Source organism: Pseudomonas sp. LBUM1663, from assembly GCF_059695905.1.
The window spans coordinates 3679916-3698547 of sequence record NZ_CP166792.1 but is presented as its reverse complement, the minus strand read 5'-3'; the positions used below and the strand labels follow the sequence as shown (position 1 = coordinate 3698547).

Below are 18632 nucleotides of genomic sequence, written 5' to 3'. Positions count from 1 at the left end.
CGTGATGCGCTGGATGCTGCTGTTGTTCATGAGCCTGAGCCTGCCGGCTCTGGCGGACCTCGACTACGTACTCAAGCCCCGGCAGATCGCTGAAGACACCTGGCTGCTGGAAGGCAGCACCGACAATTTTGCCAAGGCCAACGGCGGCAACATCGTCAATACCGCGTTTATCGTCACTGAACGTGGGGTGGTGGTGATCGACACTGGGCCGTCCAGACGTTATGGCGAAGCGATGCGCAAAGCCATCGCCGCGACCACTGATAAACCGGTGATTGAGGTGCTGCTGACCCATCACCACCCGGACCATGTGCTGGGCAATCAGGCCTTCAGTGATGTGCCAATCGGCGCGCTGGCTGGCACCACCGAGCTGTTGCATCGGCAGGGCGACGCCATGGCCGAGAATATGTATCGACTGGTGGGGGACTGGATGCGTGGCACCGAAGTGCTGCTGCCGACCCGGACGCTGGACCCCGGCGTATTGAATTTTGGGAATCACGATCTGCGCCTGCTGAGCCTGGGTGGGCACACCGGTGCGGATCTGGCTATTCTCGACCAGAAAACCGGCGTGCTGTTTGCCGGGGATCTGGTGTTTTACCAACGGGCGCTGACCACGCCCAACAGTCCGGGGCTGTCGGTGTGGCTGGCGGACATCGCCACACTTCAAGGCTTGCCGTGGACGCTGATCGTGCCCGGCCATGGACCGGTGGCTACGGACACGAAACCGTTCGAGCAAATGCGCGATTATCTCGGCTGGCTCGATCAGCTCATGCGCGACGGCGCCGCCAATGGCAGCGACATGAGCGAGATGATCCGCAGCCCCATTCCCGAGCGGTTTGCTGGCATCAGCTTGAGCCGCTATGAGCTGATTCGCAGCGTCAGCCATCTGTACCCGCGCTACGAACGCGTGCAGATGACCCGAATCGATTCCACCGCGGGCAAGTGACCCAGCGACGACACAACCCCTTGTAGCAGCTGGCGAAGCCTGCGTTCGGCTGCGTAGCAGTCGTAAATCCGGTTTGCACGGTTTTCCTGATGCTCCGCGAACTCTGATTTCACGACTGCTACGCAGCTGAACGCAGGCTTCGCCAGCTGCTACAGGTCGAGGTGAGACTTAACGTGTTGGCATCATCCGACCCGCTACTAAGGAACTAGCAATCTCAACACTGCGGGCAATTGTTCCAAGGGCGGCGGCGGCCAAGAATCTGCACCAGACCGGAAAAATTTCCCGGGTATAACAAAAACCCCAGAGGCAGCCGTCATGACCGAACCCGCACGTCGCCAACCCTTCGTCTTGAGCCTGTTGCTCAGTGCCATGCTGTTGTCCGGCACCGCGCTGGCCGGCGTCACCGACCAGGACATTCTCCAGGACCCCAAGAACCCGGAGCAGATCGTCACCAATGGTCTGGGCGTCCAGGGTCAACGCTACAGCCCGCTGGACACCCTCAACGTCAACAACGTGAAGGACTTGCGGCCGGTCTGGGCGTTCTCCTTCGGCGGGGAAAAACAGCGCGGTCAGCAAGCACAGCCGATGATCAAGGACGGCGTGATGTACATGACCGGTTCCTACTCGCGGGTGTTTGCGGTGGATGCACGCACCGGCAAAAAACTCTGGCAATACGATGCGCGCCTGCCCGATGACATCCGTCCCTGCTGCGACGTGATCAACCGCGGCGTCGCGCTGTACGGCGACCTGGTGTTCTTCGGCACCCTCGACGCCAAGCTCGTCGCCCTCAACAAAGACACCGGTAAAGTGGTCTGGAGCAAGAAAGTCGCCGACCACAAGGAAGGCTACTCGATCAGCGCCGCGCCGTTGGTGATTAACGGCAAACTGATCACTGGCGTGGCCGGTGGTGAATTCGGCGTGGTCGGCAAGATCGAAGCCTACGACCCGAAAAACGGCGACCTGCTGTGGACCCGACCCACGGTTGAAGGCCACATGGGTTACACCTACAAGGACGGCAAGGCGATCGAGAACGGCATCTCCGGTGGCGAAGCCGGCAAGACCTGGCCGGGCGACCTCTGGAAAACCGGTGGCGCGGCACCTTGGCTTGGCGGTTACTACGACCCGGAAACCAATCTGCTGCTGTTCGGCACCGGCAACCCGGCGCCGTGGAACTCGCACTTGCGTCCTGGCGACAACCTCTACTCATCGTCGCGTCTGGCGCTCAACCCGGACGACGGCACCATCAAGTGGCACTTCCAGAGCACGCCCCACGACGGTTGGGACTATGACGGCGTGAACGAGCTGGTGTCGTTCAACTACACCGAAGGCGGCAAGGAAATCAAAGCCGCCGCGACCGCGGACCGCAACGGTTTTTTCTACGTGCTGGATCGCACCAACGGCAAATTCATTCGCGGCTTCCCGTTCGTGGACAAGATCACCTGGGCCACCGGCCTGGATAAAGAGGGCCGGCCGATCTACAACGAAGCCAGCCGCCCTGGTGCGCCAGGCACCGAAGCCAAAGGCAGTTCGGTGTTCGTCGCCCCGGCGTTCCTCGGCGCGAAAAACTGGATGCCGATGGCCTACAACAAGGACACCGGGCTGTTCTACGTGCCGTCCAACGAGTGGGGCATGGACATCTGGAACGAAGGCATCGCCTACAAGAAAGGCGCGGCGTTCCTCGGCGCCGGTTTCACCATCAAACCCTTGAACGAAGACTACATCGGCGTGCTGCGCGCCATCGATCCGAAAACCGGCAAGGAAGTCTGGCGCCACAAGAACTACGCGCCGCTGTGGGGCGGGGTGCTGACCACCAAGGGTAACCTGGTGTTTACCGGTACGCCGGAAGGTTTCCTCCAGGCGTTCAACGCCAAGACCGGCGAGAAAGTCTGGGAATTCCAGACCGGCTCCGGCGTCCTCGGCTCGCCTGTGACCTGGGAAATGGACGGCGAACAATACGTCTCCGTGCTGTCCGGCTGGGGCGGCGCCGTGCCGTTGTGGGGCGGCGAAGTGGCCAAGCGCATCAAGGACTTCAACCAGGGCGGCATGCTCTGGACCTTCAAGCTGCCCAAAGACCTGGTCGTGGCCAAACACTGATCTAAATACCTACACAACCTGTGGCGAGGGAGCTTGCTCCCGCTCGGCTGCGAAGCAGTCGTAAACCGGCCAGCGCGGTGTGATAGATAAACCGCAGCGCCTGGTTTGGGAGTGCTTCGCCCTCCAGCGGGAGCAAGCTCCCTCGCCACAAAAGCCAGCTGATACCGGGGCACCTTCTACTACCAAATAACGAGAGTCCCCCTGCCAACGGCGCATTCGTCTGACGCGCAGGGCTCTCTACTATCGGTTTATCGCCTGTTTGCCCGACAGGCATCGACCCAGACAGAGGCTCACCATGATCTACGCACAACCTGGAACACCCGGCGCCGTCGTTTCCTTCAAGGCGCGCTACGGCAATTTCATCGGCGGCGAGTTCGTTGCCCCGGTCAATGGCGAGTATTTCACCAACACCTCGCCGGTCACCGGTGAAGTCATCGCCGAATTCCCGCGCTCCAACGCCGCCGACATCGAAAAAGCCCTCGACGCAGCCCATGCGGCGGCGGATGCCTGGGGCAAGACCTCGGCCCAGGATCGCTCGTTGGTGTTGCTGAAAATCGCCGACCGCATCGAACAGAACCTGGAAATCCTCGCCGTCACCGAAACCTGGGACAACGGCAAGGCCGTGCGCGAAACCCTGAACGCCGACGTGCCGTTGGCCGCCGACCATTTCCGCTATTTCGCCGGCTGCATCCGCGCCCAGGAAGGCGGTGCCGCCGAGATCAACGAGCTGACCACCGCCTATCACTTCCACGAGCCGCTGGGCGTGGTCGGACAGATCATTCCGTGGAATTTCCCGCTGCTGATGGCTGCCTGGAAACTCGCCCCGGCCCTGGCCGCCGGCAACTGCGTAGTGCTCAAACCCGCCGAGCAGACGCCGCTGTCGATCATGGTCTTCGCTGAGCTGATCGCCGACTTGCTGCCACCCGGCGTGTTGAACATCGTCCAGGGTTTCGGTCGCGAAGCGGGTGAGGCGCTGGCCACCAGCAAGCGCATCGCCAAGATTGCCTTCACCGGTTCCACGCCGATTGGTGCGCACATCATGAAATGTGCGGCCGAGAACATCATTCCAAGCACCGTCGAGCTGGGCGGCAAGTCGCCGAACATCTTCTTCGAAGACATCATGCAAGCCGAGCCACAGTTCATCGAGAAAGCCGCCGAAGGCCTGGTGCTGGCGTTCTTCAATCAGGGCGAAGTCTGCACCTGTCCATCCCGGGCCCTGGTGCAGGAATCGATCTACGAGTCGTTCATGGCCGAGGTGATGAAAAAGATCGTCAAGATCAAGCGCGGCAACCCGCTGGACACCGAAACCATGGTCGGCGCCCAGGCGTCCGAGCAGCAATACGACAAGATCCTCTCATACCTGAAAATTGCCCAGGAGGAGGGTGCCGAGCTGCTCACCGGCGGCGCGGTCGAGCGTCTTGAGGGTGATTTGTCGACGGGTTATTACATCCAGCCGACCCTGCTCAAGGGCCACAACAAAATGCGTGTGTTCCAGGAAGAGATCTTTGGCCCGGTGGTGGGTGTCACCACGTTCAAGGACGAAGCCGAAGCCTTGGCGATTGCCAACGACAGCGAGTTCGGTCTCGGCGCCGGCCTGTGGACCCGCGACATCAACCGCGCCTACCGCATGGGCCGGGCGATCAAGGCCGGACGGGTCTGGACCAACTGCTACCACCTGTACCCGGCGCATGCTGCGTTCGGTGGCTACAAGAAGTCCGGTGTCGGCCGTGAAAACCACAAGATGATGCTCGACCACTATCAGCAGACCAAAAACCTGCTGGTGAGCTACGACATCAACCCGATGGGGTTCTTCTAGACATACACGGGTACCTGTGGCGAGGGAGCTTGCTCCCGCTCGGCGGCGAAGCCGTCGCAATCCCGGCCCCCCCGGTGTGCCTGATGCACCGGGTTTTCGGGAATGGGGTCGCTCCGCGACCCAGCGGGAGCAAGCTCCCTCGCCACACTGTTTTGTGTAATGCCTACGCCTTCTAACACCCCCTACCAACGCATGCCGCCACCTCGTTCCAAAGTAGCATTCGATCACTTGGCGCCCCGTGCATTAATGGATTTACCGGAATGTCCCGGCACAAGAAGAGGATTGACCCATGTGGAATAAACCCGCGTTTACCGATCTGCGCATTGGTTTTGAAGTGACGATGTATTTCGCCAACCGTTGATTGTCCACCCGGCCAACCGTGGCGTTGGCCGGGCCTGCCTTCTGGAGGCCCCCATGCACATCCGCGTTCTCGGTTCCGCCGCTGGTGGCGGTTTTCCGCAATGGAACTGCAACTGCCGCCAGTGCGCCGGAATGCGCAATGGCAGCCTGCGGGCGCAACGGCGCACGCAGTCCTCGATTGCCCTGAGCGACAACGGTGTGGAGTGGGTGCTGTGCAATGCGTCACCGGACATTCGCGCGCAGCTTGAAAGTTTCCCGGCGCTGCAACCGGCCCGCCACTTGCGCGATACGGCGATTGCCGCGGTCGTGCTGCTGGACAGCCAGATCGACCATTGCACCGGCCTGTTGAGCCTGCGCGAAGGCTGCCCGCATTCGGTCTGGTGCACGGAACGAGTTCATCAAGACCTGAGCAGTGGTTTCCCCTTGTTCACCATGCTTGAGCACTGGAACGGCGGGTTGCACTGGCAACCGGTCGGGCTGGACCGTGAACCGTTCAGCATCGCCGCCTGCCAACACCTGCAATTTCGCGCGATTCCCCTGGTGAGCAACGCTCCGCCGTACTCGCCCAATCGCGGCCATCCGCAACCGGGCGACACCATCGGTTTGTTTATCGAAGACCGGCGCAGCGGCGCCAGCGTGTTCTATGCCCCGGGCCTTGGGCAAATCGACGACGAAGTGCTGAGCTGGATGCAGCGCGCCGATTGCCTGCTGCTGGACGGCACCCTGTGGCGCGACGACGAGATGCGCGTGTGCGAAGTCGGCCAGAGCCTGGGCAGTGAAATGGGGCATCTGCCGCAAAGCGGTGCTGGCGGGATGCTCGAAGTGCTGGAGGGGTTTACCCGCCAGCGCAAAGTGCTGATCCACATTAACAACACCAATCCGATCCTTGATGAAGACTCGGCAGAGCGGGCGTTGCTGGCGCGGCGGGGGATTGAAGTGGCTTTTGATGGCATGGACATCGTGTTGTAGACACTGGCCCCATCGCGAGCAGGCTCGCTCCCACAGGGGATCTCCACTGGACGCAAAATGTGTGAACAACCAAGTCCCCATGTGGGAGCGAGCCTGCTCGCGATGAGGCCAGACCAGACACCGCAGAACTCCCAGGAGAACCGCAATGACTGACACCCCGATGTCCCCCAACGAATTCGAGCAAGCCCTGCGCGCCAAAGGCGCCTATTACCACATCCACCACGCCTTCCACCAAGCCATGTACGCCGGCCGCGCCACCCGCGAGCAGATTCAGGGCTGGGTCGCCAATCGCTTTTACTACCAGGTAAACATCCCGCTCAAGGATGCCGCGATCCTCGCCAATTGCCCGGACCGTGACGTGCGCCGTGAATGGCTGCAACGCATCCTCGACCACGATGGCGTGCCCGGTAGCGAAGGCGGCATTGAAGCCTGGCTGCGTCTGGGTGAAGCGGTGGGGTTGGACCGTGAGCAAATTCTCTCTCAGGAACGGGTGCTGCCCGGCGTGCGGTTCGCCGTGGACGCCTACGTCAATTTCGCCCGTCGCGCCTGTTGGCAGGAAGCGGCCAGCAGTTCGCTCACCGAACTGTTCGCGCCGCAGATCCACCAGTCCCGTCTCGACGCGTGGCCCACGCACTACCCGTGGATCGACCCGGCCGGTTATGACTATTTCCGCACGCGCCTGAGCCAGGCGCGGCGCGATGTCGAGCATGGTTTGCGCATCACCCTGGCACACTACGTCACCGTCGAAGGTCAGCAACGCATGCTGGAAATTCTGCAGTTCAAGCTCGACGTGCTGTGGAGCATGCTGGATGCGATGAGCATGGCCTACGAGCTGGGCCGTGCGCCGTATCACACGGTGACCACGGAGAATGTCTGGCACCGGGGGATCGCCCTGTGAACCTGATCGAACAGCCACCCGGTCCGCCCTTGTGGTTATTGGCCGAGCTGACCTATCGCTGCCCGTTGCAATGCCCGTATTGCTCCAACCCGCTGGATTTCGCCCAGCAAGGTGAGGAACTGAGCACCGAAGAATGGATTCGGGTGTTCCGCGAAGCCCGGGAGATGGGCGCGGCGCAACTGGGTTTTTCCGGCGGTGAGCCGTTGGTGCGCCAAGACCTGGCCGAGCTGATCAAGGCTGCGCGGGACATGGGTTACTACACCAACCTGATCACCTCGGGCATCGGCCTGACCGAGCAGAAAGTCCGCGACTTCAAGGTCGCCGGGCTGGACCATATCCAGATCAGCTTTCAGGCCGCTGACGAGCAGGTCAACAACATGCTCGCCGGCTCGCGCAAGGCCTTCGCCCAGAAGCTTGCCATGGCACGGGCGGTGAAAGCCCAGGGTTACCCGATGGTGCTGAACTTCGTCACCCACCGGCACAACATCGACCAGATCGCGCAGATCATCGACCTGTGCCTGGAGTTGGAAGCGGACTTTGTCGAACTGGCCACGTGTCAGTTCTACGGCTGGGCCGAGCTCAACCGCGTCGGCCTGCTGCCGACCCGCGAGCAATTGCAGCGTGCCGAGCGCATCACCAATGAATACCGCGAGCGTCTGGAGGCCGAAGGCCATCCCTGCAAACTGATCTTCGTCACCCCGGATTACTACGAAGAACGCCCCAAGACCTGCATGAACGGCTGGGCCAACCTGTTTCTCGACATCACCCCGGACGGCACGGCGTTGCCTTGTCACAGTGCGCGGCAATTGCCGGTGGAGTTTCCCAACGTGCGCGAGCACAGCATCGCGCACATCTGGACCGAATCATTCGGCTTCAATCGCTTTCGTGGCGATGACTGGATGAAAGAGCCATGCCGCTCCTGCGATGAAAAACACAAGGACCTGGGCGGCTGCCGTTGCCAGGCGTTCATGCTCACCGGCGATGCCGAGAATGCCGACCCGGTGTGCAGCAAGTCGGCGCACCACGGGGTGATCCTCAAGGCCCGCGATGAAGCGGATGCGCCAGGGCAGGGCATGGAACACCTGACGTTGCGTAACGAGAAGGCTTCGCGGCTGATCTATCGCGGCTGAATCAAGGACGACACAAATCCCCTGTGGGAGCGAGCCTGCTCGCGATAGCGGACTTCCAGTCAAACGTGATGCTGACTGACACTCCGTCATCGCGAGCAGGCTCGCTCCCACAGGGGATTTGCGGTGAATACAATATCGGCCTGCTTGCTACCCATTGGTCTGATTGCATTCGCGTCGGGATGGGTTAGTGTGGTTCTACCTTCAAAACAATAAAAACAGGCTTTCCAATGAGCCAGAGTCTCAGCCAGCTGCGTAAATTCGTTTCGCCTGAAATCATCTTTGGTGCCGGTTGCCGGCACAACGTCGGCAACTGCGCCAAGACCTTCGGTGCCCGCAAGGTGCTGGTGGTCAGCGACCCCGGTGTGATCGCCGCCGGGTGGGTGGCCGATGTCGAAGCCAGCCTGCAAGCCCAAGGCATCGAGTACTTTCTCTATAGCGACGTGTCGCCCAACCCGCGGGTCGAGGAGGTCATGCTCGGTGCCGAGCTGTACAAGGAAAACCATTGCGATGTGATCGTCGCGGTCGGCGGTGGCAGCCCGATGGATTGCGGCAAAGGCATCGGCATCGTCGTCGCCCACGGGCGCAACATTCTTGAGTTCGAAGGCGTCGATACCATCCGCGTGCCCAGCCCGCCGTTGATCCTGATTCCGACCACCGCCGGCACCTCGGCCGATGTCTCGCAATTCGTGATCATTTCCAACCAGCAAGAACGCATGAAGTTCTCCATCGTCAGCAAGGCCGTGGTGCCGGACGTGTCGTTGATCGACCCGGAAACCACCCTGAGCATGGACCCGTTCCTGTCGGCCTGTACCGGCATCGATGCGCTGGTGCATGCCATCGAAGCGTTTGTTTCCACCGGTCACGGGCCGTTGACCGACCCGCACGCGCTGGAAGCGATGCGCCTGATCAACGGCAACCTGGTGCAGATGATCGCCAACCCGACGGACATCGCCCTGCGCGAGAAGATCATGCTTGGCAGCATGCAGGCCGGCCTGGCGTTCTCCAACGCGATTCTGGGCGCGGTGCACGCGATGTCCCACAGCCTCGGCGGCTTCCTCGATTTGCCCCACGGCTTGTGCAATGCGGTGCTGGTGGAACACGTGGTGGCGTTCAACTACAGCTCGGCGCCGGACCGCTTCAAGGTGATCGCCGAGACCTTCGGCATCGATTGCCGTGGCCTCAATCACCGGCAGATCTGCGGGCGTCTGGTCGAACACCTGATCGCCCTGAAACACGCGATCGGCTTCCATGAAACCCTGGGTTTGCACGGGGTCAGCACCGCCGACATTCCGTTCCTGTCGCAACACGCCATGCACGACCCGTGCATCCTCACCAACCCGCGTGAGTCCAGTCAGCGTGATGTCGAGGTCGTCTATGGCGAAGCCCTCTGACGAGCAGCAACGCGCGCTCGCCGGGCTACTGGGTTTAGGCAGCCACTCGGCGCGCAAGAGCCATTATCCGGAGCTCGCCGCACGGCTGGACGAGCTGGAAGCCGAGCGCAATCGCTACAAGTGGCTGTTCGAAAACGCCGTCCACGGGATCTTCCAGGCCAGCCTCACGGAAGGCATGCGCGCCGCCAATCCGGCGCTGGCGCGGATGCTGGGCTATCAGGACCCGCAAGAGGTGCTGTTTTCACTGGCGGACCTGGCGAGCAACCTGTTTGTCGGTGGCGCTCAAGAACTGGAGAACATCCGTGAAATGCTCCAGCGCGAGCGCAGCCTGCACGGCTATGAAACCCAATTGCTGCGCAAGGACGGCAGCAGCCTCGACGTGCTGATGAACCTGTTGCTCAAACCCGATCAGGAAGGGCTGGTGGAGGGCTTTGTCGCCGACATCACCGAACGCAAACTCGCCCAGCAGCGCCTGCAACAACTCAATGACGAACTGGAGCAGCGGGTCACCGCGCGCACCGATGAATTGCTCGAAGCCAACCGCAACCTGCAACAGCAGATCACCCAGCGTAAACAGATCGCCCAAGACTTGCGCGACGCCCGGGACGCCGCCGAAGCGGCCAATCGCAGCAAAGACAAATACCTCGCTGCCGCCAGCCATGACTTGTTGCAACCTCTCAACGCCGCGCGTTTGCTGATCTCGACGTTGCGCGAGCGCAAATTGCCGGACGTCGAGCAAGTGCTGGTGGAGCGCACCCACCAGGCGCTGGAGGGTGCTGAAGATTTGCTCACCGATTTGCTGGACATTTCCCGGCTCGATCAGGCTGCCGTCAAGCCGGATGTCGCGTTGTACCGTCTCGACGAATTGCTCGCGCCGCTGGTCTCGGAGTTCCAGTCGGTGGCTGAGGCCGCCGGTTTGAACCTGCGGGTGCAAATGGGCGACTACGCCATTCATACCGACTTGCGTTTGATGACGCGGATCCTGCGCAACTTTCTCAGCAATGCCTGCCGTTATACCGATGAGGGCAGCATTCTGCTGGGGGCCAGACGGCGCGGCGACATGCTGCGCCTGGAAGTGTGGGACACCGGGCGCGGGATCGCGGCGGACCGGCTGGACTCGATCTTCCTCGAATTCAATCAACTGGATGTCGGGCGCGCCGCCGATCGCAAGGGCGTGGGGCTCGGGCTGGCGATTGTCGAGCGTATCGCCAAGATCCTCGGCTACAAAATCGGCGTTCACTCGCGGCCGGGACGCGGTTCGATGTTCAGCATCGACGTGCCGATTTCCCATGAGGTTCCGCTGCCGATCAGTCTGGCTGCGCCGCAGCCTGGCACGGGTAATCCGTTGCCGGGTCGACGACTGCTGGTGCTGGACAACGAAGTGAGCATTCTGGAGAGCATGAGCGCGCTGCTCGGGCAGTGGGGTTGCGAGGTGGTCATCGCCACAGATGAGCACTCAGCGCTGGCAGCTTTGAAGGGACGGTCGCCGGAACTGATTCTGGCGGACTACCACCTTGATCACGGGGTGGTGGGCTGTGATGTGGTGCGGCATTTGCGCGAGCATTTCAGCCAGACGATTCCAGCGGTGATCATCACCGCCGACCGCACCGACCAATGTCGGCGCTCGTTGCAGCGACTTGGCGCGCCGCTGCTGAATAAACCGGTGAAACCTGGCAAGTTGCGTGCGGTGCTGAGTCAGATGTTGGGGTAGTCGAGAGGGCGATAGTGCAGGCTGAAACTCAGTTCGGCGGATTGACCTTGCTCCAGCAGACGCAGCCCCGGCCGACCCGGCAAGTGGTGGGCGTTGACCGGATGGCTGACCGGTTCGATGCAGAAAAACCCCAGGCCCACAGGGCAGTAGAGCAGGTAGTAATCGCTGCCGGTGGCCTGGCATTCCAGTTCATAACCGAGCTCGGGTTGCTGGATCAGACAGTGACCGTCCCATGCGCAGAAACCGTTGTCGACCAGCGTGTCCGGCAGCGTTTTGAGCTGATGAAAGTCCCACTCGGCGGGCACGTCCATCAGTTCGGTCGGCAGTTTCGATTCATTGCATAACCAGACTTTTTCAGCCTTGGCCTGTAGTCGCGTGTTGGTTGTGCGCGGAAAGTACGGGTGCAGGCCGAGCCCATACCACGCGGGGTGTTTGGCTAAGTGGGTGACATGCAGATCGATGCTCAATCGGCCCTCGTTCAACTGAAACCGCTGCCGGGCGCGATAGGCGAAGGGTGCTGCGCTGTTGAGTTGCAGGACGACTTCGTCATGGGTCTGCGACACCACCTGCCACGGTTGTTGCCAGGCGCTGCCGTGAATCGGCAGCGGATCGGTGAGGCTGTTGGGCGTCAAGGCGAGCCAGCCATCGGGGCAGTCGAAACCTCCTTCGGCGACGCGGTTTGACCAGGGGACCAGGGGATAACAGCCGAGTTTTCCCGGCAGGCCGGTGTTCAGTGCATGGGCGTCGTTGTGGCGCAACAGCGGTTGCCCGGTGCTGCGAACGGTCCAGTTGACAACGCTGCCGCCGAGTTCGGGGGCGAGGGTGAGGTGGGTGAGATTGTCTGTGAGTTCTAGAATGTTTGGCGCCATACCTGTTGAGCCCTGATGAGAGAAGACCGATGTTCCCTGTAGCAGCTGCCGAGCTGCGCGAGGCTGCGTTCGGCGACGAAGTCGTCGTGAAATCAGGCCGCGCGGTGCATCAGGGTGACCGCATGCGCAGGTTTTACGACGGCTTCGCCGCCGAACGCAGCCTCGCGCAGCTCGGCAGCTGCTACGGGAATGTGCGTGCCCCTCGTTAACGGAGGGGCGCTTTTGTTACAACACCAAATGCGGCAACCACAGCGACAGCGCCGGAATGTAGGTCACGGCCAGCAGCACCAGAAACAGCACGCAATAGAACGGCAGCAGTGCCTTCACGGTTTTTTCGATACTGACTTTGCCTACGGCCGACCCCACAAACAATACCGCGCCCACCGGCGGTGTGATTAATCCAATCCCCAGGTTCACCAGCATGATCATGCCGAACTGCACCGGGTCCACGCCAATGCCCAGAATCACCGGCATCAGGATCGGCGTCAGGATCAGGATCAGCGGCGCCATGTCCATCACGGTGCCGAGCAACAGCAGCATGACGTTGATGCACATCAGGATCACGTAACGGTTGTCCGACAGGGTCAGGAACATCGTGGTGATTTTCGACGGAATCTGCATCAGCGTCATGATGTAGCCAAAGCTCGCCGCGAAGCCGATCAGGATCATCACGATCGAAATCGTGCGCACCGTGCGGTGCATCAGTTTCGGCAGTTCACTCCACTTGTAGTCGCGATAGATGAACATGGTCACGAAGAACGACCACAGCACCGCAATCGCCGCCGATTCGGTGGCGGTAAAGATGCCCGACAAAATGCCGCCGAGGATGATGACCATCGCCATCAGGCCCCACATCGCTTCGCCGCAGATTTTCAGCGCCTGTTTCAAGGGGATGACTTCGCCCTTGGGGTAGTTGCGCTTTTTCGCGAAGATCAGGCACAGCACCATCAGGCACGCGCTCATCAGCAGGCCCGGGACCACGCCGGCCATGAACAGCGACGCAATCGACACCGTGCCGCCCGCGGCCAGGGAGTAGAGCACCGAGTTGTGGCTGGGCGGGGTCAGCAGCGCTTGCACCGAGCCGCTGACCGTTACGGCCGTGGCAAAGTCCCGCGGGTAGCCGCGGCGTTCCATCTCAGGAATCAGCACCGAGCCGACTGAAGCGGTGTCGGCCACTGAAGAGCCGGAGATTGCGCCGAAGAAGGTCGAGGCCATGATGTTGACCAGCGACAAGCCGCCACGCACAAACCCGACCAGCACACCGGCAAAGGCCACCAGCCTGCGGGACATGCCGCCCTCGGCCATGATCGCGCCGGCCAGGACGAAGAACGGAATCGCCAGCAGGGAGAATTTGTTCACGCCGCCGGCGACCTGGATCATCAGCGCCTGGAACGGGATATCGATCCACCACGCACCGATCAGGGCGGAAAGCCCCAGTGCGTAGGCGACCGGCATGCCGATCAGGATCAACGCAATAAAACTGCCCAACAGAATCAACGCGTCCATTCAGGCAGCCCCTTCGCTTTCTTCAACCAGGTCGAAACGCACGACCCGACGGTTGCTCTGGTCACCGAGCAAGAGTTTTTCCAGGACGAAGATCAGCGTCAACAACCCGCCAATCGGTATCGGCATGTAGGTAATGCCCACGCGCAACGTCGGCATGGCGCTCATGAACTGGTTCCAGGTCGACAGGCAGAGTTTGGTGCCCCAGATGGTCATGAACATGCAAATGGTCGCCATCAGCAGTTGCGAGACAATCGCCATCGCATTGCGCAGTCGGGGGGCCATGCGATCAGTGAGCATGGCCACGGCCATGTGCGCACCGGCGCGGTAACTGGCAGCGGCGCCGATGAAGGTGAAGACCATCATCAGCAAGATGGCGGTGGGCTCCGGCCAGCTTGAGCCGGTGCCGAGCACGTAACGGGCAAAGACGCCCCAGGGAATGATCAGGGAAATGGTCAGGACCGACAGACCGGCAATCCAGATGCAGGTCATGTATAGCCTGTCGTTGATGCGTAGCAGCAGATTCTTCATCGGGTTTCACCGTAACCGGGCGCGCACTGACATACACCACGTCAATGGCGCCGGGCCTTTCATGAGGGCAAGGAGGGTTACTGGACGGCTTCGATGCGCTTGATCAGGTCGGCGTAAGGCGCGCCGTATTTCTCGCGGATCGAGGCGGTCGCCTCATAGAACGGTTTCTTGTCGACGGTGATGAATTCGACGCCCGCTGCCTTGAGTTTTTCTTCACTGCTGGCGGATTTCGCGTCCCACAAGGTGCGCTCCTGCGCCTGTGCGGCCTTGGCGGTTTTCTTCACCAGGACTTGCTGCTCGGGGGTGAGTTTGTCCCAGGTGATTTTCGACATCACGATCGGCTCAGGCAGGATCAAATGGCCGGTCAGGCTGTAGAACTTGGCGTTCTGGTAGTGGTTGTGTTCGAGCAGGGTCGGCGGGTTGTTTTCCGCGCCGTCGATCACGCCGGTCTGCAAGGCGCTGAAGATCTCCCCGGTGTCCATCGCAATGCCGTTGCCGCCCATGGCGTTGATGGTCTCGATGAACATCGGGTTGCCTTGCACGCGGATCTTCATGCCTTTGAGGTCGGCGAGGCTGCGCACCGGTTTTTTCGTGTAGATGTTGCGCGTGCCGCCATCCATCCAGGCCAGGGCGACCAGGTTGAATTCGGAGTTGGTGATCTTGTCGAGGATCTCGTCGCCGACGTCACCGTCGATGACTTTGCGCATGTGCGCCTGATCGCGGAACACGAACGGCATGTTGAACACGTTCACGTCCGGTACCACCGGCCCGACGATGCCGAGGCTGACCCGGGCCATTTGGATGGCACCGACCTGCGCCTGTTCAACCACTTCTTTTTCCGAGCCGAGCACACCGCCGGCGAACATCTTGAAGGTCAGCGTGCCGTTGCTGTCGGCCACCAGGGTTTTGCCCAGTTGTTCCTCGGCTACCACGGTCGGGTAACCGGCCGGATGGATATCGGCGAATTTGATTTCCAGCGCCTGGGCGGCACTGCTGAGGGTAAAGGCCAAGGGGAGTGCAGCGGCGAGCAAGGTGCGTTTGAAGTCCATTGGGGTGTCTCCAGTTTGTTATTTTTTTTGTATTCAAGGCGCAGCGGTGCAGCAGAAGCCGTTAAAGCAGGTCGTTGAACAGCGGTTCCGGTAAACCTTTGACGCCGGGGTCGAGCGCGAACACGCCACCGGCCAATGACTGGGGATCATGGTCGTCACCGGGGCGGATCGAGGTCACGAACAGCGTGTCCAGTCGACTGCCACCGAAGGCGCACATGGTGGGTTTTTTAACGGGGATGGCGAGGGATCGGTCCAGTCGGCCGTCCGGGGTGAACCGGTGAATCAACCCGGCGTCGTTGGCACAGATCCAGTAGCCACCTTCAGCATCGACCGCAGCGCCGTCCGGGCGGCCGGGGAATTGATTCATGTCGACGAACAACCGCCGATTGGACGGCGTGCCGCTGTCGATGTCGTAATCGAAGGCCCAGATCTGCTGGACCAGGGGATGGGAATCAGACAGGTACATCGTCCGGCCGTCCGGGCTGAAGCCCAGGCCGTTGGGCACGATGAAGCCCTCGAGTCGCGCTTCAAGCGGCCCGCGTTGCCCGGCGCTGTAGCGATACAACGTGCCATCGGCGGCGTTGGCGCCCATGTTCAGCACCATGCTGCCGGCCCAGAAACGGCCCTGACGATCACAGCGACCGTCGTTCAGGCGCATGTCGACGCGGGCGTGATCGATAGGCGCGAGCAGTTCGCTGTCGAGGCTGCCGTCGTTGTGAGGCTGCAAATGGAAGAAGCCGCTTTCCATCCCGGCTACCCAGCCGCCATCGCGGTGACGGGCGATGCAGGCGAGCATTTCCGGAGCTGTCCAGGCATGGACGTGACCGCTGTCGGCGCTCCAGCGCTGCAAGCCACCGGCAGGAATATCCACCCAGTACAGGGCGTTTTCCTCGGGGACCCAGACCGGGCTTTCACCGACCGCGTTACGGGCATCGACAATCAATTCGGCTTGCATGGCAACTCATTCCCTTTGGTTTTTGTTGTGGGGATCAAGTGAAGTCAGCGGTTTCAGTCACCGAAAGGTCCGGACGCCACAAACGCGCCACCCTGGTAAACCCTGGCAGGGTCATCCGCGGCGGGCATCGGTTGCGCTTCGACTTTTTCGCGGAACACTTCAGAGCTGTCCTGCGGCGCATAGCCCAAGGCGGTCGCGAAACGGTTGTCCCACCAGACGTTCTTGTTGTCGGACATGCCGTAGACCACGGTGTGGCCGACGTTCGGCGCGTACAGCGCACGTTCGAGCAATTGGGTCAGGTCGCCAAAGCTCAGCCAGGTGCTCATCATTCGGCGGTTTTGCGGTTCCGGGAACGAGGAGCCGATGCGGATGCTGACGGTCTCGATGCCGTAGCGATCGAAATAGAAACTGGCCATGTCTTCGCCGTAGGACTTGGACAGGCCGTAGTAGCTGTCCGGGCGGCGAGGGCAGTGGGCGTCGATGGTTTCGCCTTGCTTGTAGAAACCGATGACGTGGTTGGAACTGGCGAAAATCACCCGCTTCACGCCATGGCGGCGTGCGGCTTCGTAGATGTGAAAGACGCCGCAGATGTTGGCGCCGAGGATCTCTTCAAACGAGCGCTCCGTCGATACGCCGCCGAAGTGCAGGATCGCGTCCACGCCGTCGACCAACTGGTGCACGGCTTGCTTGTCCGCCAGATCGCAGGTGACGACCTCTTCGCGATCATCGATGGCCGGGGACATGTCGGCGATGTCCGACAGGCGAATGACGTTGGCATAAGGGCGCAGGCTTTCGCGCAAGACTTTACCGAGGCCACCGGCGGCACCGGTCAGCAGCAGGCGATTGAAAGGGGCTGTGGAAGTGCTGGTCATGGGAGTCCCTGAGTGCGCAATTATTGTTGTAGGTTGTCGTATGACTTTGTCGAAGTATCGTTAGGCTTTCCGAGTCTTGTCAACGCGACTTTGGTTGAAAATGACGGAGGGTCATTTCACACATCCCTGTGAAAAGAGAATCTTCTAACCACAGGATTGATGTGAGCCTGCAAAGGATGTCTGCCTTACAACAACGAAATCGGGTAGCTGATGAAAATGCGGTTTTCATCGAATTCGTTGGTGCTGAAGCTCTTGCGAATGGTCGCGTTGCGCCATTTGACGTTGAGGTTCTTCAGCGGGCCGCTTTGCACGGTGTAGGCCAGTTCCGATTCGCGGCCCCATTCCTTGCCATCGGTGATCGCCCCGGTGTGCACGTTATCGCCGCTGATGTAGCGGTTCATCATCGTCAGGCCGGGAATGCCGAGGGCGACGAAGTTGTAGTCGTGGCGCAACTGCCAGGATTTTTCCTTGGCGTTGTCGTAGCTGGAGTTGTAGCTGTCGTTGGCCAACGTGCCGCCGCTGGTGCCGTTGACCCGCATCCAGACATCGTCGCCGCTGAGTTTTTGCAGGCCGACGTAGAAGGTGTTGCCGCCGTATTTGGCCGAGAGCATGGCGAATGCGGTTTTGTTGTCGAGGTCGCCGGCGAAGGCGCTGCCGTCTTCCTTGCCGATGAAATAACCGAGGTTGGCGCCCAGGGTCCAGTCGCCGATAGGCTGGCTGTGGCTCAGGTTGAAATATTGCTGCTGGTAAATGTCGCTGAGTTCCGAGTACCAGACGCCGACCTGGGTGCGCTTGTCGTTGAACGCGTATTCGCCGCCGCCGAAGTTGAAGCGGTCCGAGGTGAATGCGGCCTTGGTGTTCATGGACATGTCTTCCATGCTCGCATCGTTGCGCGGGCTGTTCTGGCGGAACTGGCCGCCGTAGAACGTCAGGCCGCTGATCTCGGTGGAGGTCACCTGGCCGCCACGGAAGGTCTGCGGCAGCGAGCGGCCGTCGTCGGAGCGCAGGATCGGCAGCACCGGCATCCATTCCCCGACCTTCAGTTCGGTCTTCGAAATTTTGCCTTTGAGGGCCACGCCCATGCGGCCGAAATTGTCGGCAGGGCGGCCGTCGTCGTGGATCGGCAGCAGCTGGGTACCGCCCGTGCCTTTGCCACCGTCGAGTTTTTGCGAGTACAGGCCCAGCACATCCACGCCGAAACCGACGGGCCCCGGGGTGAACCCGGACCTGGCGTCAAGGATGAAGTTTTGCGTCCATTCCTCAGCCTTGCCCTGGGGATAAGCCGGGTTGGTGTAATTGCGATTGATGTAGGCGTTGCGCAGGTTCAACGTGGCTTTGGCGTCATCAACGAAACCTTCTGCATAACTGGTCATCGGCAGGGCGAACGCCAGGCTGCTGCAACCGATCAGGCTTAGGGTGTGGCGGCGTACAAAGGTCGGGCGAGGGGTGCTGGCGAAGGAATTGCGGACGAGTTTGCTCACAGTGAAGCTCCCTTTTTTCTTGTTGTTTTTATTTTTTGTCATACGTCGTCGTACAACATT

General features: G+C 61.0%; 17 protein-coding genes. 10 read left to right on the top strand and 7 right to left on the bottom strand.

Annotation, left to right across the window (positions count from 1 at the left end):
* Positions 1-4 precede the first annotated feature (4 nt).
* The 9 genes from ACA075_RS16830 (at position 5) to ACA075_RS16790 (ending at position 11312) form a co-directional block, all read left to right on the top strand.
* Positions 5-943 (top strand): quinoprotein relay system zinc metallohydrolase 1, encoded by a 939-nt coding sequence (locus tag ACA075_RS16830; protein WP_497293970.1) that lies wholly within the window; start codon positions 5-7, stop codon positions 941-943.
* Between the two features lie 315 nt (positions 944-1258).
* Positions 1259-3037 (top strand): PQQ-dependent methanol/ethanol family dehydrogenase, encoded by a 1779-nt coding sequence (locus ACA075_RS16825; RefSeq protein ID WP_497293968.1) that lies wholly within the window; start codon positions 1259-1261, stop codon positions 3035-3037.
* 295 nt (positions 3038-3332) lie between these two features.
* Complete coding sequence (gene exaC, locus ACA075_RS16820) at positions 3333-4853, top strand: acetaldehyde dehydrogenase ExaC (RefSeq protein WP_497293967.1); 1521 nt, start codon at positions 3333-3335, stop codon at positions 4851-4853.
* Positions 4854-5142: 289 nt separating this feature from the next.
* Positions 5143-5214: a pyrroloquinoline quinone precursor peptide PqqA gene (pqqA, locus tag ACA075_RS16815; protein WP_010455123.1), complete on the top strand. Its 72-nt coding sequence runs from the start codon at positions 5143-5145 to the stop codon at positions 5212-5214.
* Positions 5215-5267: 53 nt separating this feature from the next.
* Entirely contained in the window at positions 5268-6182 is a 915-nt protein-coding gene (gene pqqB / locus ACA075_RS16810) for a pyrroloquinoline quinone biosynthesis protein PqqB (protein WP_497293965.1), read from the top strand.
* A 145-nt stretch (positions 6183-6327) separates the two neighbouring features.
* Positions 6328-7080, top strand: a complete 753-nt coding sequence (pqqC, locus tag ACA075_RS16805) for a pyrroloquinoline-quinone synthase PqqC (protein WP_497293964.1) — start codon at positions 6328-6330, stop codon at positions 7078-7080.
* A complete protein-coding gene (gene pqqE, locus ACA075_RS16800; protein WP_497293962.1) occupies positions 7077-8210 on the top strand; it encodes a pyrroloquinoline quinone biosynthesis protein PqqE in 1134 nt (377 codons plus the stop codon). Before pqqC ends, pqqE begins: the two co-directional genes overlap by 4 nt.
* 227 nt (positions 8211-8437) lie before the next feature.
* The gene (gene ercA / locus ACA075_RS16795; protein WP_497293960.1) at positions 8438-9601 is read left to right on the top strand and encodes an alcohol dehydrogenase-like regulatory protein ErcA; all 1164 of its coding nucleotides are present in this window, start codon (positions 8438-8440) and stop codon (positions 9599-9601) included.
* Positions 9585-11312 carry a PAS domain-containing hybrid sensor histidine kinase/response regulator gene (locus ACA075_RS16790; protein WP_497293959.1) on the top strand — a complete coding sequence of 576 codons (1728 nt, stop codon included), beginning with the start codon at positions 9585-9587 and terminating at the stop codon, positions 11310-11312. The genes ercA and ACA075_RS16790 overlap by 17 nt, the downstream gene beginning before the upstream one ends.
* Here the strand turns inward: ACA075_RS16790 and ACA075_RS16785 are convergent.
* Entirely contained in the window at positions 11297-12181 is an 885-nt protein-coding gene (locus tag ACA075_RS16785; RefSeq protein ID WP_497293957.1) for an aldose 1-epimerase, read from the bottom strand. The genes ACA075_RS16790 and ACA075_RS16785 overlap by 16 nt on opposite strands.
* A 29-nt stretch (positions 12182-12210) precedes the next feature.
* Here ACA075_RS16785 and ACA075_RS16780 point away from each other — a divergent pair, with 29 nt between their 5' ends.
* Positions 12211-12390: a hypothetical protein gene (locus ACA075_RS16780; RefSeq protein ID WP_497293955.1), complete on the top strand. Its 180-nt coding sequence runs from the start codon at positions 12211-12213 to the stop codon at positions 12388-12390.
* A 16-nt stretch (positions 12391-12406) separates the two neighbouring features.
* Here ACA075_RS16780 and ACA075_RS16775 read toward each other — a convergent pair whose 3' ends face one another.
* The 6 genes from ACA075_RS16775 to ACA075_RS16750 form a co-directional block, all read right to left on the bottom strand.
* Positions 12407-13687 (bottom strand): TRAP transporter large permease, encoded by a 1281-nt coding sequence (locus ACA075_RS16775; protein ID WP_497293953.1) that lies wholly within the window; start codon positions 13685-13687, stop codon positions 12407-12409.
* Positions 13688-14215 (bottom strand): TRAP transporter small permease, encoded by a 528-nt coding sequence (locus ACA075_RS16770; RefSeq protein WP_497293951.1) that lies wholly within the window; start codon positions 14213-14215, stop codon positions 13688-13690.
* A gap of 77 nt (positions 14216-14292) precedes the next feature.
* A complete protein-coding gene (locus ACA075_RS16765) occupies positions 14293-15264 on the bottom strand; it encodes a TRAP transporter substrate-binding protein (RefSeq protein ID WP_497293950.1) in 972 nt (323 codons plus the stop codon).
* Positions 15265-15325: 61 nt separating this feature from the next.
* Positions 15326-16219 (bottom strand): SMP-30/gluconolactonase/LRE family protein, encoded by an 894-nt coding sequence (locus ACA075_RS16760; RefSeq protein WP_497293948.1) that lies wholly within the window; start codon positions 16217-16219, stop codon positions 15326-15328.
* A gap of 53 nt (positions 16220-16272) precedes the next feature.
* Positions 16273-17091 (bottom strand): NAD-dependent epimerase/dehydratase family protein, encoded by an 819-nt coding sequence (locus tag ACA075_RS16755; protein WP_497293946.1) that lies wholly within the window; start codon positions 17089-17091, stop codon positions 16273-16275.
* Between the two features lie 185 nt (positions 17092-17276).
* Positions 17277-18572, bottom strand: a complete 1296-nt coding sequence (locus tag ACA075_RS16750) for an OprD family porin (RefSeq protein WP_497293944.1) — start codon at positions 18570-18572, stop codon at positions 17277-17279.
* Positions 18573-18632 lie beyond the last annotated feature (60 nt).

Excerpts from the sequence above, each read along its gene's own strand:
- ACA075_RS16830 (WP_497293970.1), top strand. The coding sequence starts at position 5 with ATGCGCTGGATGCTGCTGTTGTTCATGAGCCTGAGCCTGCCGGCTCTG.
- ACA075_RS16825 (WP_497293968.1), top strand. The coding sequence starts at position 1,259 with ATGACCGAACCCGCACGTCGCCAACCCTTCGTCTTGAGCCTGTTGCTC.
- exaC (WP_497293967.1), top strand. The coding sequence starts at position 3,333 with ATGATCTACGCACAACCTGGAACACCCGGCGCCGTCGTTTCCTTCAAG.
- pqqB (WP_497293965.1), top strand. The coding sequence starts at position 5,268 with ATGCACATCCGCGTTCTCGGTTCCGCCGCTGGTGGCGGTTTTCCGCAA.
- pqqC (WP_497293964.1), top strand. The coding sequence starts at position 6,328 with ATGACTGACACCCCGATGTCCCCCAACGAATTCGAGCAAGCCCTGCGC.
- ercA (WP_497293960.1), top strand. The coding sequence starts at position 8,438 with ATGAGCCAGAGTCTCAGCCAGCTGCGTAAATTCGTTTCGCCTGAAATC.
- ACA075_RS16790 (WP_497293959.1), top strand. The coding sequence starts at position 9,585 with ATGGCGAAGCCCTCTGACGAGCAGCAACGCGCGCTCGCCGGGCTACTG.
- ACA075_RS16785 (WP_497293957.1), bottom strand. The coding sequence starts at position 12,181 with ATGGCGCCAAACATTCTAGAACTCACAGACAATCTCACCCACCTCACC.
- ACA075_RS16780 (WP_497293955.1), top strand. The coding sequence starts at position 12,211 with ATGTTCCCTGTAGCAGCTGCCGAGCTGCGCGAGGCTGCGTTCGGCGAC.
- ACA075_RS16775 (WP_497293953.1), bottom strand. The coding sequence starts at position 13,687 with ATGGACGCGTTGATTCTGTTGGGCAGTTTTATTGCGTTGATCCTGATC.
- ACA075_RS16770 (WP_497293951.1), bottom strand. The coding sequence starts at position 14,215 with ATGAAGAATCTGCTGCTACGCATCAACGACAGGCTATACATGACCTGC.
- ACA075_RS16765 (WP_497293950.1), bottom strand. The coding sequence starts at position 15,264 with ATGGACTTCAAACGCACCTTGCTCGCCGCTGCACTCCCCTTGGCCTTT.
- ACA075_RS16760 (WP_497293948.1), bottom strand. The coding sequence starts at position 16,219 with ATGCAAGCCGAATTGATTGTCGATGCCCGTAACGCGGTCGGTGAAAGC.
- ACA075_RS16755 (WP_497293946.1), bottom strand. The coding sequence starts at position 17,091 with ATGACCAGCACTTCCACAGCCCCTTTCAATCGCCTGCTGCTGACCGGT.